Source organism: Winogradskyella sp. Asnod2-B02-A, from assembly GCF_045063645.1.
GTDB lineage: Bacteria > Bacteroidota > Bacteroidia > Flavobacteriales > Flavobacteriaceae > Winogradskyella.
The window spans coordinates 822,358-839,079 of record NZ_JBEFOG010000027.1 but is presented as its reverse complement, the minus strand read 5'-3'; the positions used below and the strand labels follow the sequence as shown (position 1 = coordinate 839,079).

Sequence of the window (16,722 nt, the reverse complement as noted above, 5' to 3'; positions counted from 1 at the left end):
ATTTTAGGTTCAGATTCCCCTTTACCCGTTCCATTCTTACTCTGTCATTGGCGCACCGCTAACAATAAGGAATTCAGAGCGTCTATTTTCAGCATGTTGTTCTTTAGTACAACCAGCTGAACAATCTATTTTAGGTTCAGATTCCCCTTTACCCGTTCCAGAGATACGAGATTCATCAATACCTTTAGAGATGACGTATTGCACTGTTGTTTTTGCTCTACGCTCAGAAAGACCAGCATTATAAGCTTCTGGACCTCTTGCATCTGTATGTGATGTTGCATGAATCACTAATTCAGGATATTTAGTCATGATTTGAACCAGTTTATCTAATTCAAAAGCCGCTTGAGCAGTGATATTAGATTGATCAAACTCAAAGAATATTGGCGCTAAAACAATATTAACAGGTGTTATTAACACTTCAATAGGATCTAAAGAAACCTGAATGTTGTTTTCCTCTTCAGTAGTCCCTTCAACAGGTACTTTTTTACTATCAAACCCATCCATTACTACTTCTAATTCAGAATCTTTTTCAGCTTCAACGATAAATTCTGCAATTCCATCTTCATTGGTTAATTTAGAAACGACTTTATTACCTTCTTCATCAAATAATGTTACAGATGCACCACTAATTGGCTCACGTGTTTTATCATCTAAAACTGTAGCGCTAATTAACACATCGAAAAGCGGTTGTAATTTTTTAAACTCATAAATATCATCACTACCTTTTCCACCTTCTCTATTAGATGACACAAAACCTTGACCAGCTTCTTCATCCATTATAAATGCAAAATCATCTGCATTACTGTTAATAGGAATACCAACATTACGAACAGGTGCTAATTTACCGTCTATGTCTTTGGTATAGAAAACATCTAAACCACCTAAACCTAGATGCCCATTAGAAGAGAAATAAAGCGTGTTGTTACTGCTGATGTAAGGAAACATTTCTTGTCCTTCTGTATTTACTTTCTGACCTAAATTTTCAGGTGTTCCTAAAGTACCATCGGTATTTATTGCCGCTTTGTAAATATCAAAGTCACCAAAACCACCTGGCATATTAGAGGCAAAGTAAAGCGTTTGACCATCAGGACTTACAGATGGATTTTTAACCGAATAGTTTTGACTGTTTATGGTTAAATTTTCAACCATATCCCAATCCTCACCTAATTTAGTGGCTTTAAACAAATACAATTGACTAAAACGTGTACTGCTTAAAGAATCTTTTTGATAATCTTTTTCAAAGTAACTTTCTCTAGAAAAATACATGGTTTTTCCATCAGGTGTAAATGATACTAAACCTTCGTGAAATCTTGTATTGATCTTATCATTAGCCAACGTTGCTTCTTGATATGTGCTATCAGAGTTTTTTACAATGGTATATATATCTAAATAAGGCTGATCGTTCCAACCGTAATTTTTACGGCTATCGTTACGACCAGATGTGATGTATAATTTACCATCATGCATTGTACCACCAAAATCAGATTGTGTAGAGTTGAAATCTGCATTTTGCACATTAAACTTTTTACCTTGTTCTAAAATTTTAGGGAGGTAATTAGGATTTTTTCTAAAAGCAATAGCTCTATTGTCTGCAGGTCGCATTGAAGCAAACTTTTCCATTTGTTGATTAGAAGCCTCATATTTTCCATTGGCCTTAAGCATTTGAGAATACTTATAAACCATTTCTGGTTTTTCTGAAGTTTCTAAAGCTTTTGCATACCAACGCTCAGCAGCTTCAGTATTAAAAATGTTATAATAGCTTTCTGCTAATTGTCCGTAAACATATGCATCTGCTTTTCCGTCTTCTACAAGATCGTTATAGCTTTCAGCAGCTTTGACAAATTCAAATCTAGCAAACTGTTTATCTGCCTTCTTTGTATTTTTATTCTGAGCAGTTAAGCAAAAGCTACTCATCAACGTAATCAATAATAATGTTTTAAAGTTTTTCATAATTGTTTTAGCTTAACTGATTAAAAGTATCTTGGTGAACGTGAAACACGCTTAGGGAAATTAAGATCAAATAATAACATGATCTCGTGTGATGCTGGCGAGTACGCTTTAATACCAGAAGATATAGCATCGTAAGCATAACCAATTCTAACAGCAGGTGTAAGTGCAAAATTCACTAATCCCGAAAAAGAATCATCTAATCTGTAAGACGCTCCAATTTCAAATTTCTTATAGAATCTTGCGTTTACATTAACATCAAATGATGTTGGCGCATCAAATGCAGATTTCACCATAACCGATGGTTTTAATTCTGTATTTGGAGATAAATCAAACACGTAACCACCAGTTAAGAAATAGTGTTGTGTTTCAGAGCCTATGTTACGATCACCATCATCTAAATGTACTGATGATAACATATTTGGTACCGATAAGGATACATAGTATTTATTGGTATAATAAAAGAATCCTGCACCAATATTAGGTGTGGTTTCATTTATTCCCATTCCAAAGAAAGGATCGGTTGGATCTGTAAGTGCGACATTTGAATTTGTTAAATCAATGTCATGAAATGTAGCACCTGCTTTAACACCAAAGGCTAATTTATGTTCTCCACCTAGATTTAAGGTATACGACACATCTATATAGGCATTGGTTTCTTTTACAGGTCCTAGTTTATCTGCAATCACAGATAAACCAAGTCCAATATTATTACCAACAGGTGTGTGACCAAAAAATGTTCCTGTTTCTGGTGCACCATCAATTTTAGACCATTGGTCTCTGTATAATAGTCCAAAAGAAAGATTTTCTCTTGATCCTGCATAGGCAGGATTGACTATATTCATATTATACATGTACTGCGTGTACTGAGGGTCTTGTTGCCCATGCATCTGAAATGCTAGAAGCAAAACCGCTATAATAGAGAGTTTTTTCATTATATTAAGTTGATTCTGTTAGTTGATTATTTGTTTATGTACACCCAAGCACTTTTCGTTTTTGCACCACCTTCGTAAGTAACAGTATAGAAATAAGTCCCTACTGGCAATTCATCACCATCATTAGTTTGGCCATGCCATTCGTCGCTATAATTCTTTTTAGAATAAACAAGAGTACCGTTTCTATTGAATATTTCCAGTTTTGTAACGTTAAAACTTCTTAAATCAAAATTGTCATTCTGTCCTGGTGACACACCTGGTGATATGCCTTCTGGGAATACACAAGATTCTAATTCTATAACCGTAGTGCTTACAGTATTAAAACACCCTGTCTCATTAAATGTAATTGTTGCCTCGTAATCTCCTGCAATTAACACTGTATCTAAAGATAAACCATTTCCTGGAATTGACGTGCCATCTAAAGTCCAGCTTACAGATACATCTGTAGCATCAAAATTTGATGGTATAATGTCAATTGTAATTGGTACGGTTGCATTAGGACAAACTTGATATTCAGCTACTGAAGGATCAAAATTAGCTAAAGGCACAATATTTATTTCTAAATTAAATGAAGTAGTTTCGTAACATCCTGTAGTTGTATTTAAAGCTCTTACATAAATTGTTTCTCCATCACTTGAATATGATGTACTTGTTACGTCTGCTTCTCCTGCATCAGCATCAGCTTGCGATGTATGGTAAGTGATCGCAATACCTCCTTCCGTAGTTACTTCGTCATTTATTGAAGTTAAATCAAATTCAGTAATTCCATCTACTGTGCCATCTAAGTCGTCACAAACAATGAAAGGTTCTGGTTGATTAATAATAGGTTTGGTATTTACAATTAACTCTACTTGAGATAATTTACGACATCCTAAGAACCCATCATTGAAAGCATCGGTATCTTCTATTCTGATAATAAGTGTTTCACCTGCTGAAATATATGGTGATGTTACTGGGTTAAGAGCCTGACTTGCTGCATCTGCAGGGTCGGTGAAATACCTAAGAGTGAAACCATCTAATCCCAGTGAATCTGTTAATTCATCTAAATCGAATGAAGCAAAACCATCTGAGTCTTGGTCACAATTTTCTAAGGTTTGTGGTGCCAAAGGTTCTGGATCGTCATAGAGATTCACTATTACTATTTGAGAATCTGCAAAAGCATTACATTGTGTATCATATGCTCTAACTCTGTAACTGTTAGTCTCTGTAATAGTGAGCATACTACTGTTTTCATTTGGTATAATCGTTGCTGTACCATCATCAGCTATCGTGTACCACTCAAAGTCATCAGCAAATGGCGAGTCTGTTTCGAGAGTTACTGATGCGAAACCACAAACTGATACTTCATCTGTTTCTTCAGGATCATTATTAGGATCAATAAAAACTTCTACACTAGAAATATCTGCTTCAATATCTGCAATTGTACTACCAGCACCACCGTCACCAATGTTAGTTTGTCTAACTTGTATAATACCTGCTTCTGCTTCAAAATTAGTAATTAATAATAAATATATTTCACCTTGTGTTGCGCCTAAGAGTGTAACGTCTTCTACTGGTGCAGCAGAGTAACTACAATCAACCACTGCACCTAAAGTACATAAATCATCACCTGGACCATATGGTCCCCAAAGTATAAAATCTACATCTAATTCGTCTCCAATAGGGTTGTCATTTGAATCAAAGGCAGAGTTCTGTACCATTTCGATTAAAATATCACCAGAAGTTCCAATTTCTAAAACACTATATGTAGGGTTAGGAGTGGTGAATAAACAATCAATAGTGCCATCTCCAGGTACAATTCCTATAGTGTTATAAGAATAAAGGATATCAGAAGCATCACTACCACTACAATAATTATCTGCCAAGTCACATTCAATGTTTGTTGGTGCAATATATGGTGTAATACAAATATCAAATGTGGTGTCTTCGCTATCTGAATCACCTGAATAGATTCTTAGAAAATAAGTTTCTCCAATAATAAGTTGTGGAGTAACGCTAGATAATTCTGCAAAATCGTTAATACAAGATATTTCAGTTAAGTTGTCGCAAGTACCTTCATAAACAGAATGATTAATATCTGCTGTATTACTACCCGTGATATTGGCTAAGGCGATTAATTGATATTCACTTTGGGCTACAAATTGAAACCAAACATCATCATCTGCATCACCACCACAAGAAGGATCAGCTACACCAGATGCCGTTGCGCCTGCAATAGTACCAAATGTTGTAGTTTCACAGAGAATATTGTCGTTTACTACAGCAACATTTGCATCACATGGAACATCATTTAATGGAGGACATAGCACTAGGTCGAGTAGTCCACTACTAATAGTACAAATGGATTCTTGCTCATGCGCTACAAATATATTTACAGCTTCTGTTCCAAATGCGAAAGGACCAGATTGATACATACCTGTTGTCGTTATTTGTGTAGTTGTAGCATCTAAACTATTTGAAATTTCTAAAGAGGTAGCATCACCCATACTAGTAATATCAACATCTACAAAGTACTGATAGTTGTCACAGTCATAAACAGGTGTGTAAGTTGCTTCTGGAAGCGTACATGGTAAAGGATCAATATTTACTGTAAAATCTAAAGTTACACCAAAAGCACCACTATAACATGGGTTTGGCGTCGCTTGTCCACTATCAGCCGTTCCTATTCTCATTCTGTGTTCTCCTGGAGACGCCGTAACAGGCATAATAAAAGAGGCATCTAAAGTTGTTGGATTGTCATTAGTGGAAACACCTTGATATACAAGTTCCGTATCTTCAAATACTAAATTGTCATTAAAATCTATCCAAATATTTGTACCATAGGTGAAACCTGTAGCAAATGTAATTTGTACATTAGTATCTACAGCTGGAAAAAGGTTTAGTATGGTTGCAGTATGGTTTTCATAAGTTTCATCTGGGCCAAAACTTACGAAATCTGTTGTATCGATAGTAACATTAGTTACACCATCCCCATCGTTATTTGTTGGAATCGATTCGCAATAGCCTGTAAAGAATTGAAAAGGACCAGACCATGTACTTTCGTCTCCAGCACCACAAACAGCCTGTACATAAAACTCATAACTTGTGTCTGGTGTTAAACCAGTGAGTATGTAAGGGTTGGTTGTTACACCAGCTTCAATTGTACCAGTACCTTGAGTAAAACCAGCAATATCGTACTCTATGTTCCAAGAGGTTTGTGGTACAGCTTCTGTCCAACCTAATTCTGTTGACGTTAAACTTAAATTATTTGCCGTTAGCATTGTAGGTGCAAAACAGCTTGGAGCCTCATCAAATGTAACATCATCAATGGCTATATCGTCGGTGAAATCACCCGGTACGGTTTCAGAGAATATAAAACGTGCTTGTACATCTCCTGTTATTGTTAAGACGCTTAAATCTAGTATTTTAAGCTCCCATCCGACCGTGTTAGTGTTAAAAGTACCCATTGTATTCCATGCTGCACCATCCCATACTTCTACGACTAGAGTAGAGTTAGCATCACCTTGATTATCACTAATTTCATAGAATGAAAGTGCTGGTGCCGCTAAACCAGTTACATCAACGAAAGGACTAGTTAATGTACTTGGACCGTCATCTCCAGAGGCATTAACCCAAGCAAAAAAGTTATTAGTAGCCGTAGATCCAGTAAGGGTACCACCGTTACCAATATTATCAAAACCTCCATCATCAGCAAATTCCCAATCTTCACCACCATCCATAGACCAACATAATGGAATGTCTCCAGCGTTTTCAAAACCTTCTGTATAAGGTGCAACAAACGTCACACATTCAGTAACAAAAGTGAAAGGCCCAACCCATATACTAGAGTCGTTGATTCCACAGTTGGCTTGATAGTATACATAATATGTACTTGCAGGCGTAAGACCTGTTAAGGTAGTAGTTGGTGTAGTTGTTACAGAATTAAAACCTTCTTCTTCACTATTTCCTGGAGTAAAATCTGCTGTACCATTATATTCAACAGTCCATTCTGTTTCTGAGCCTTGAGCTACCCAATTTAAAATTGCTGAATCTGATCCTATATTTGAAGCAGACATTTCAGAAGGTTCATTACATGAAGGTATATTTCTAACTTGAAAATTATCTACAAAAACATCTACATCTGCTCCAGAAGTAGCATCAATACCTTCAGAAGCATAAATAGCAAATTGTACAGTTTGTCCGCTGTAAGCCGTAAGATCAACAATTGGATGTATACCAGGAACAGGTACTACAGAATTATTATCGTATAATAATAACTCTATCCAAGTTGCTCCGCCATCTGTAGTCATTAATAATTGAACAGTATCATCATCATCTAAAGGTTCAGTAGTTGTACTACTATTCCATTCCGTAATTGCAAAATCAAATTCAACTTGAAAAGGTCCACCGGTTAAATCAAAAAGAGGTGAAATAATCCAATCATTTACGTTAGCAGTACCCCACAAATTTATTTTATAGGCACCATCAGTAGCACCAATGTTAATGAATTCATCTGCAGCCCAAGCACTAGCACCTAAATCAATAGGTCCAGTTGTAAGGTCTCCATTATCGGCTTCTTCCCAACAATCTGGAATGATTGTCGTGAAATCTTGTAAATAGTCTGGTACAAAAACATCACATAGGGTTGAGAAAGAGACAGGTCCAGAAAAAGAACTTAGTTCTCCACCACAGTCTGATTGTACATATATATCATATCCTGTAATTGCGTTTAAACCAGATACACTATATGGGTTAGATACATTAGTTGCCGTTGGCGTACCTGTTGGTGTTGCTCCTGCTTCAACAATTTCAACATTCCAAATAGTTGATCCTCCTGCTTCTGTCCAAGAGAACACAGCTTCATTAGCTGTAATACCAGTAATACTTAAATCTGTTGGATTTGGACAAGCCTGAGTAATTCCTCCTAAAATGATATTAGTTATTGTATCATCTATATTACTCGCTGTTGGTGGAGTAGTAGGATCTGGATTTGTACCATCACTAAAGTATGATATAGATCTATTTGTTGTAACTTGAGAGTTATAGAAATCATCTCCAGAATCATCGTATCCAGCGCCATTTTCTTCAACAGCAATAATTAAATTACCAGTACCTGCATAGGTAAAAGGAGTATCTAATGTTAATGTTACCCAGCCTTCTACTCCAGCTGTAACCGTAATACCACCTGAATAAACTTCTGTAAATGAAGCAATAGGCTCCCAGTCTGTAGTTGAAGCGAATTCTGTTCTCGGAAGTTCAGCCATATAGATAACTAACTCTTGACTACTTGGTAGTGCTGAAGTTCCACTATAGTACCATTGAATATCAGAAATGTCGCCATTCGCATTTATTTCTGAAGCTAAATAAACGGTCTGCGTGTAAGAATAACCATAAAATGGCTCAAATGGTGCATTCTCAGCTTGCAAATTACCAGCTCCAATAGTCACTTGTGCATCAACCTGCCATAGCATGGTGAAAAGTGCAAACAGTAGTAAAGTACTTTTTTTCATTATTAATTGGTTTGTTAAAAATTATTTTAATTCCCTTATAATCTCTTGATTATAAGGTGGTTTGTTGGTGTTTGTAAAAAAATGTGTTGTAATTTGCAATGTTGACGTTGGTTAGACGTTTCAAACTCTGCGAACTCGAATATATAAAAAATGGCTATTAACAAGATGTTAACAATGTTATAATAGATTAACTACCGTAATAATCGATAAATGGTTTAGCTATTTTTCAATTACTCTCTAATTGAATAAAAACAGGGAAATGATCACTGAAACCTCCCTTATATTTTTTGCCAACATAGGTCCTAAATGGCTGGCCTTTGTACTTACCTTCGTATTGTGTAAGAAACTTACTGTTAAATACCTGAGCGTCTTTAAAAACTAATTTAGAATTAGTAGAATCAAAAAAATTAGTTGAGAACAATATTTGGTCAAATAAATTCCACTGAAAATGATGATTTAAGCTTCCTGTGTCACGAGACCATACTGTTTTAAAAGGATTAAATAATTCGCTTTCCTTTTCAATTAATAATAAGCTTTCGCTATTAGGATTATCGTTAAAATCACCCATTACAATTATCTTGGTATTTGGGTTGTCTTTCTTTAGAGATTTTATTACAGAATTTACAACTTTTGCAGCTGCTATCCGCTTAAATTCCGTTTCTCTAACTCCTTCTCTTCGAGAGGACCAATGATTCACAATTATATTAATGTTTTCATTATTTAGTTTACCTTGTACCAAAAGAACATCTCTTGTATAATCTTGATGACCTAATTCATTTTCAAGATAAACAGAAAAGGTTTCAGAATTATCAACTTTAAAAACATCACTTTTATACAATAATGCCACATCAATACCCCTTTCATCTTTAGAATCGTAATGGATATAGCTGTAGTTTTCATCAATAAGATTTTTGCTGTTTACTAAATCAGACAACACTTTTTTGTTTTCCACTTCAGCTAAACCAACAATTATTGGAGCCACTTTTGTGTTTTCTTCACCTATTTTAGAAATTGCTGTTCCTAATTTTAATAGTTTTTTTTGATAACGTTTAGGGGTCCATCGCTTAGGTGCAGTTGGAAGAAAATCGTTATCATGTATAAGAGGGTCATTTTTTATGTCGAATAGGTTTTCGATATTATAAAATGCTATTGTGAAGTTTTCAGAAATATTGTTCATGGCATTAAATATAGGTTTTTAAAATATTACTATGTAATAATCCATTTGATTAACTTTGTACTTTAATTAATTTATGATAGAGAAAAAAGATATTACTTTAGAGAAGGTTGTACTTATTGGTGTAATTACTCAAAACCAAGATGAAGAAAAGTCTATAGAATATTTAGATGAGTTAGAATTTTTAACTTTTACAGCTGGTGGTGAAGTGGTAAAACGCTTTACACAAAAAATGGCATTGCCTAATCCTAAAACCTTTATTGGTACAGGAAAAATGGAAGATGTGGCCAATTTTGTTAAAGAAAATGATATTGGGACTGTGATATTTGATGACGAATTATCTCCTGCACAAGAACGAAATATTAGTAAGATATTAAATTGTAAGATATTAGATAGAACTAATCTTATTCTAGACATTTTTGCACAGCGTGCACAAACGAGCTATGCAAGAACACAGGTGGAATTAGCACAATGTGAGTATTTACTTCCACGTTTAAAAGGAATGTGGACACACCTTGAAAGGCAGAAAGGTGGAATTGGAATGCGTGGACCAGGTGAAACCGAAATTGAAACAGATAGACGTATTGTACGTGACAAAATTGCATTACTTAAAGCTAAAATAAAAACGATAGATAAACAACAAGCCGTACAACGTGGTAATCGTGGTAAAATGGTACGTGTGGCTTTAGTGGGTTATACCAATGTTGGAAAATCTACTTTAATGAATGTGATAAGTAAGAGTGATGTATTTGCAGAAAATAAATTATTTGCAACACTAGATACTACAGTTAGAAAAGTTGTTATAGGCAATTTACCATTCTTAGTAAGTGACACTGTTGGGTTTATTAGAAAACTACCAACACAACTGATTGAGTCTTTTAAAAGTACTTTAGATGAAGTAAGGGAAGCTGATTTATTGCTTCATGTGGTAGATATTTCACATTCTAATTTTGAAGAGCATATAGATTCCGTTAACCAAATTTTAGACGAAATTGAAAGTAAGGACAAACCAACCATTATGGTTTTTAATAAAATTGATGCTTACGAAGCGGAACCTTTTGACGAAGAGGATTTAGTAGAAGTAAGAACTCCTGCCAATTACTCTATTGAAGAATGGAAAAGGACATGGATGTCTAGAGTTGGTGATAACGCTTTATTTATTTCAGCTTTAAATAAAGAGAATATGGAAGAATTTAGAAAACGCGTTTATAAAGAGGTCAGAGAAATCCATGTAACACGTTTCCCATACAATCATTTCCTCTATCCAGACGTTGAAGATATAGAATAATAAAACTATTCCTTTTTATGGGTTCCTTTCAATCGCGTTTTAAAACTTGGATTAAAAAGGCGTTAAAAAACAAATGGATAAAGTGGTCTGTTATATTAATAGTGGCTGTTTTAATATTTCTTTTTGGTCTTTATATCAGTATTTATATTGGATTATTTGGAAAATTACCAACACTAGAAGATATTAGTTCAATTAAGCAAGAACAAGCCACACAACTTTTAGATAAGAACGAGAAATTAATAGGTAAATATTATGTATATGATAGACAGCCTGTAAAGTTTGAAGATTTACCTAAACACCTCCTGAGTGCCTTAATTGCTACTGAAGATTCTAGGTTTTACGAGCATGATGGTATTGATAATATCAGTTTAATGCGTGTGTTTGTAAAAAATTTAATTCTTCAAGATAAATCTGCAGGAGGAGGAAGCACTATAACGCTTCAATTGGCAAAAAATCTTTATGGTAGAAAGAATTATGCAATGTTTAGCATGCTCATTAATAAATTTAAAGAATCTATTGTCGCCAAACGTATTGAAGACGTTTATTCTAAAGAAGAAATATTAGTTTTATATCTTAATACAGTCCCATTTTCAGATAATACATATGGTATAGAAAGTGCGTCGCGTAAATTCTTTAATAAATCAGTAAAGGATATTTCTATTGTTGAAGCTGCTACTTTGGTAGGCACTTTAAAAGCGAATACGTATTACAATCCTAGATTATATTCTGAACGTTGTAAAGGCAGAAGAAACGTAGTTTTAAATCAGATGGTTAACTACCATTATCTTTCACAAGATTCATTAGATTATTATTCAAAGCAAGACTTAGAATTAGACTATCGTTCTTTTAATCACGATGTTGGTCTAGCACCTTATTTTAGGGCAGAAGTAAAGAAACAATTAGAATCTATTTTAGATACGTTAAAGACACCAAATGGTGATAAATATGATCTTTATAAAGACGGATTAATTGTTCATACTACCTTAGATTATAAAATGCAGGAGTTGGCTGAGGCAGCAATGAAAGCACATATTAGTAAACTTCAGATGGATTTTGAAAAATCTTACGGTAAAAATGGACCTTGGGAAACCAATACTAAACTGATTCAAAATGTTGTAAAAACATTACCTCAGTTCAAGCGGTATAAAGAGCAAGGTTTAAGCGAGAAGCAAATTAAAGATTCTCTTAGTATTAAACGACCTATGGGTTTGTTTAGTTGGAAAGGAGATACTATAAAAACGATATCTACTATAGATAGTTTAAAGCATTATCTAAAGTTTTTAAACACAGGTATGTTGTCTATTGAGCCAAGTACAGGCGCTGTGAGAACCTATGTTGGTGGTATAGATTATCGCTATTTTAAATACGATCATATTTCTCAAAGTGAACGGCAAGTTGGTTCTACTTTTAAACCTTTTGTTTATACAGCAGCCATTGAAAATGGTTTAGATCCATGTACTTACTTTTCGCTAGATAAAGTCACTTATACAGATTATGACAACTGGACTCCGAGTAACTCTGGCAGCAAAGAAGAAGATCCTTATATTAATTATACTTTAGAAAAGGCTTTAAGCAATTCTATAAATACCATTTCTGTAAAAGTTATGGAAAATGTAGGCATTCCAAAGGTTTTAGAACAGGTTAAAAAACTAGGTATTTCTAAAAAACTACCTAATGAGCCTTCTTTAGCTTTGGGTGTTGCAGAGATTAGTTTGAAGGATTTAACAGGTGCTTTTGCAAGTTATCTCTACAAAAGTAAAGCGGTGAATCCTTATTATATTACTAAAATTGAAGATAAATCAGGAAACGTAATTGCTACATTTGAACCTGAAATTTCTAAAAAAGAAGCTTATAGTGATTACACAAGGCAAGTGCTGTTAGAAATGATGAAATCTACAGTTAATAAAGGAACAGCATCTAGACTGAGAAGTATTTACGGATTAAAAAATGAGATTGCAGGTAAAACAGGCACCACACAAAACAATAAAGACGGATGGTTTGTTGGTTTAACACCAAACTTGGTAACGGTTACTTGGGTTGGTAATGATAATCATGGTATTGGGTTTAAATCCACAGGAATAGGGCAAGGTGCCAATTCAGCTTTGCCAATTTTTGCTAAGTTTTATCAGAAATTAAATAGCGATAGTGACTATAAGTTTATAACAACAGCTCAGTTTGAAAAGTCTTCGGAACAAGTACTAAACGATTTAGACTGTGAGCCAACAAAACGCGATGGTTTTATTAAGCGGTTGTTTAAGAAAAAAGAAAAGAAGAAAACCTTTAATTAAAAGCATAAAAAAACCTGTCTAGAATTAATTCTAGACAGGTTTTTAAAATTATATTTTATTGGTCTTAAAATTTGTAGCTTAAACCTACTGTGTAATAAGATTGTAATTTGTTATCAGCATCTTTTAAAGGTACAAGTTGCGCATTTGCAGCTTCTTGTTTGTTGCTTCTTAATGCAAAATCAAAACCTACACCAATCATTTTCCATAATGTATAGCTAAATGAGTTTGTCCAAGTAAAGTTAGATAGGTCACTATCTTCATAACTTTGGAACGTAGAGAAGTTAGACTTAAAGTTAATAGCTCCGATTTGTCTTGTATAATCTGCTACAATTTTAGCACCTGCAGAAGATTCAAAAGCAGCATCATTTTCAGCAAATACAAAGTTGTAGTTTAATGGGTGAATTACTACTATTAAGTTTTCAATAGGAGTCCAAGTTGCACCAACACCAACATCTAAAAATCCTGGGTCATTAAAATCATTTAAAAGTGTAGTTCTGTATTCAGCTAAACCAGAGATAGCCCAAGTTTTACTAATATTTCTACCATAAAGAGAAGAAATATTAAAAACATCTGATGTAGATTCAAAATCATCACTATCTGCGTCAGTATCTTTATCATCTAATTTTACCCAAGCAAGATTAACGTTAAGCGAGTTTCTCCAAAAATATTTGTCTTCAATTTTATTAGCGAAAGCATTAAAAGTGATTCCAATATTTCCTGTTGAATTGTTTGGTGCAGCTTGTGAGTACCAATCATTAAAATTAGATAAGCTACCACCAATAGTACCAAAAGCACCTTTTCTCCAACCTGGTAAGGCATCTATTTTGGCTTGTAATGCATTAGCTTCTCCTTGAAACTTATCTGCTTCTGCTTGTTTTACAGCTTTTTCAGCTTGTAATTCTTCTTTTGTTTGTGCAAAAGCAATTGTTGTTACTGCTAACAACATAAAAAGGGAAAGAATTAATTTTTTGTTCATAATGGATTAATTTAATAATAAAATTTGTTTTTAAAATTTCAGTTTGCAAATATAAGTCTTTAATTGATTTATTTATCAACTAATTACGACACTATTTTTAAGACACAAAGAATTAAGTGAAGTCACAAGTTTGCAAAATAATTTTAGAGTCATTTTTTTAGTGCAAATGATATCTTATTGTTACTCAAAAAATTAAGGTGAAAAATGATTATAAGCCTATCTTAAATCAGTTTTAATGCTAATACTATTTATGTTTTGTTTTTAACGTTTCTTGTATAAAGGCACAGAAGAACAGGCCTCGCCAAACATAATAGATTTTGCAATTGGCTTTAGTTTTTGAGATAGTAAGATTAATGCATTAGATGGCACAGGTTTGTTTGAGCATCCTTTTATTATAACAGGTAAATCTTGATATTCAGAAAGGTTAAAATTTGAAATAATATCAGTATATAATATAGCTTCTAAGTCATCTAAAAAACCAATTACAGATAATTTTGAATACGCTTGAAGCTCAATTGCTATAAGCATGTACGCCCAATCTGGCACAATAGCATCTGTAGAGCAATGTAAAGCCACGTAGCAATCTTGGTATTGCGACCAATTATGTTCAGCAACAAAGGCTCTGAATTCTTTCTCTCGAAGCACTAAACCTTCAAGCAGCCAATCTTTGATATCAAAGAGCACTCGCTTTCCTTGAGGATAGTAATCTTCTAAGTCAATGACTTTTAGTTTGCTGTTAGCAACTCTATTAATTATTTCATCTGCCATAATGCAAAATTAAATGTTTTATTGATAGCCTTCTGCTTGTAATGTAAACAATTCGGAATACAAGTCTTTATTTTTCATCAATTCTTCATGTGTGCCAATTTCCTTCACTTTGCCATGTTCTAAAACTAAAATTCTATTGGCTTGGCGCACTGTACTAAATCTATGTGAAATAATAATACTTGTTTTTCCTTCTGTTAAACCAATAAATCGACCAAAAACTTCGCTTTCTGCTCTAGCGTCTAAAGCAGAAGTGGGTTCGTCTAAAATCATAACTTCAGCACTTTTCATATAAGCCCTTGCTAAAGCTATTTTTTGCCATTGTCCACCAGATAAATCTTGTCCTCTAGAAAATCGTTTACCTAATCGTTGATTGTAGCCTTGTTTTAATTCGGAAACGACTTCGTTTGCTAAGCTTAATTCGGCTGCGTTTTCGATTTTTGGCTGGTTATCTAATTCGTTAATGTTACCAATAGCAATGTTTTCTTTTACGGTAAATTCATATCTAAAGAAATCTTGAAAAATGACTCCGAAGTATTCTTGATATTCAGCAATATTAAAACGGTTAATATTTACACCATCTAAGAGTATTTCACCAGAAGTTGGTTCATAAAAGCGAAGTAACAATTTAATTAGTGTGGTTTTTCCTGCACCATTTTGGCCAACAAAGGCTAATTTTTCGCCAGCTTGAAGTGTAAAGGTTATGCCTTTTAAAATTTCGGCTTCAGAGTTAGGATATGCAAACCTTACCTCTTTAAATTCAAAGCCTTTTTTGATTTGTTTTGGTAACTTAATATCCTCTTTTGCTTTCGAAACGATTGAAATATCAATAAAATCGAAATAATCCTTAAGATATAAGGCACTTTCCGAAATACGTGTAAATTTAGAAAAGAAGTCTTGAAGGTTTCGCATTAAACGATTAAATGAACCTGATAAAAAGGTTAATTCTCCCAAAGTTATCGCTCCAGAAAGTACTCTATAAATTATAAATACATAAGCGCCATAATAACTTATAGAACCAAGAACATTAAATAAAAAACCTAAAGCAGATCGTTTAATAGCTAATGTTTTATTGAGTTGGTAATATTCTTGAGATAGATTTTTAAAACGGTCAACCACAAAATCGGTTAAGCCAAAAAGCTTAATTTCTTTCGCTGTTTTGTCATTTGCTCCTATAAATCTAAGATAATCTAACTCTCGTCGCTCAGACGTCCAACTTCGTGCTAAAGAATATTGCTGTTGGCTAAAGCGTATTTCGTTAATAAATGATGGAATTATACTTAAAACAAGTAGAATAATTAAATAGGGTTCAAAATAAATTAAACCAGCAATCAATGTCGCGATGGAAATAGCACTTTGCGCTTGGCCAAGTACGTTAGACATTAGCCCAACTCTACTTGTTGTTTGTGTCCTAGCACGTTCTAACTTATCATAAAACTCTGAGTCTTCTAATAAACTAATATTAATTTGATTGGTTTTCTTTATAATAGTGACAGAAGAGGCAATATTGTATTCGTCTCCAAGTAAACCATCCGTTAAAGAAATGGCTCTACTTATTAAGTCTGAAAGAATGATTAAGCCAAATTCGGCTGCGACATACGTCCATAGTGTATAGTAGTCAGGACTGTCAAGTGAAATCTGTAAAATGATTTCATCAATAATAAGTTTACCAACCCATAATATTATTACAGGTAATAAAGCGCCAATAAGTCTACAGAAAGCGGAAAGCAAAAAGAGACTTTTATTGACTTTCCAGATTTCTTTAAAAAATCTAGGAATATAAATTAAGGCATTAAAGGACGATTTTAGATTCGTTTTTTTACCGTCCTTTAAAGAGTTTGGTTTGTGTCTTGGCATTCA

At 33.9% G+C, this 16,722-nt stretch carries 9 protein-coding genes; 2 read left to right on the top strand and 7 right to left on the bottom strand.

Annotation, left to right across the window (positions count from 1 at the left end; translation table 11 throughout):
• Positions 1-36 precede the first annotated feature (36 nt).
• The 4 genes from ACJJVO_RS11725 to ACJJVO_RS11710 form a co-directional block, all read right to left on the bottom strand.
• Positions 37-1,950: an OmpA family protein gene (locus ACJJVO_RS11725; RefSeq protein WP_405574305.1), complete on the bottom strand. Its 1,914-nt coding sequence runs from the start codon at positions 1,948-1,950 to the stop codon at positions 37-39.
• Between the two features lie 20 nt (positions 1,951-1,970).
• Positions 1,971-2,882, bottom strand: coding sequence for a type IX secretion system membrane protein PorP/SprF (locus ACJJVO_RS11720; RefSeq protein ID WP_405574303.1), 912 nt, complete (start codon positions 2,880-2,882; stop codon positions 1,971-1,973).
• 26 nt (positions 2,883-2,908) lie between these two features.
• The gene (locus ACJJVO_RS11715; RefSeq protein ID WP_405574300.1) at positions 2,909-8,371 is read right to left on the bottom strand and encodes a fibronectin type III domain-containing protein; all 5,463 of its coding nucleotides are present in this window, start codon (positions 8,369-8,371) and stop codon (positions 2,909-2,911) included.
• 226 nt (positions 8,372-8,597) lie between these two features.
• Positions 8,598-9,548 carry an endonuclease gene (locus tag ACJJVO_RS11710; protein WP_405574298.1) on the bottom strand — a complete coding sequence of 317 codons (951 nt, stop codon included), beginning with the start codon at positions 9,546-9,548 and terminating at the stop codon, positions 8,598-8,600.
• A gap of 73 nt (positions 9,549-9,621) precedes the next feature.
• On the opposite strand from ACJJVO_RS11710, the gene hflX reads away from it, so the two are divergent.
• Both hflX and ACJJVO_RS11700 read left to right on the top strand, forming a co-directional pair.
• A complete protein-coding gene (gene hflX, locus ACJJVO_RS11705; protein ID WP_405574296.1) occupies positions 9,622-10,833 on the top strand; it encodes a GTPase HflX in 1,212 nt (403 codons plus the stop codon).
• A 17-nt stretch (positions 10,834-10,850) separates the two neighbouring features.
• A complete protein-coding gene (locus ACJJVO_RS11700) occupies positions 10,851-13,121 on the top strand; it encodes a transglycosylase domain-containing protein (RefSeq protein WP_405574293.1) in 2,271 nt (756 codons plus the stop codon).
• A gap of 64 nt (positions 13,122-13,185) precedes the next feature.
• On the opposite strand, the gene ACJJVO_RS11695 is transcribed toward ACJJVO_RS11700, so the two are convergent.
• From ACJJVO_RS11695 to ACJJVO_RS11685, 3 genes are all read right to left on the bottom strand, one after another.
• Positions 13,186-14,097 carry a DUF3078 domain-containing protein gene (locus tag ACJJVO_RS11695; RefSeq protein WP_405574290.1) on the bottom strand — a complete coding sequence of 304 codons (912 nt, stop codon included), beginning with the start codon at positions 14,095-14,097 and terminating at the stop codon, positions 13,186-13,188.
• A 261-nt stretch (positions 14,098-14,358) separates the two neighbouring features.
• Complete coding sequence (locus ACJJVO_RS11690; RefSeq protein ID WP_405574287.1) at positions 14,359-14,865, bottom strand: DUF2480 family protein; 507 nt, start codon at positions 14,863-14,865, stop codon at positions 14,359-14,361.
• Between the two features lie 18 nt (positions 14,866-14,883).
• Positions 14,884-16,719 (bottom strand): ABC transporter ATP-binding protein, encoded by a 1,836-nt coding sequence (locus tag ACJJVO_RS11685; protein ID WP_405574285.1) that lies wholly within the window; start codon positions 16,717-16,719, stop codon positions 14,884-14,886.
• Positions 16,720-16,722 lie beyond the last annotated feature (3 nt).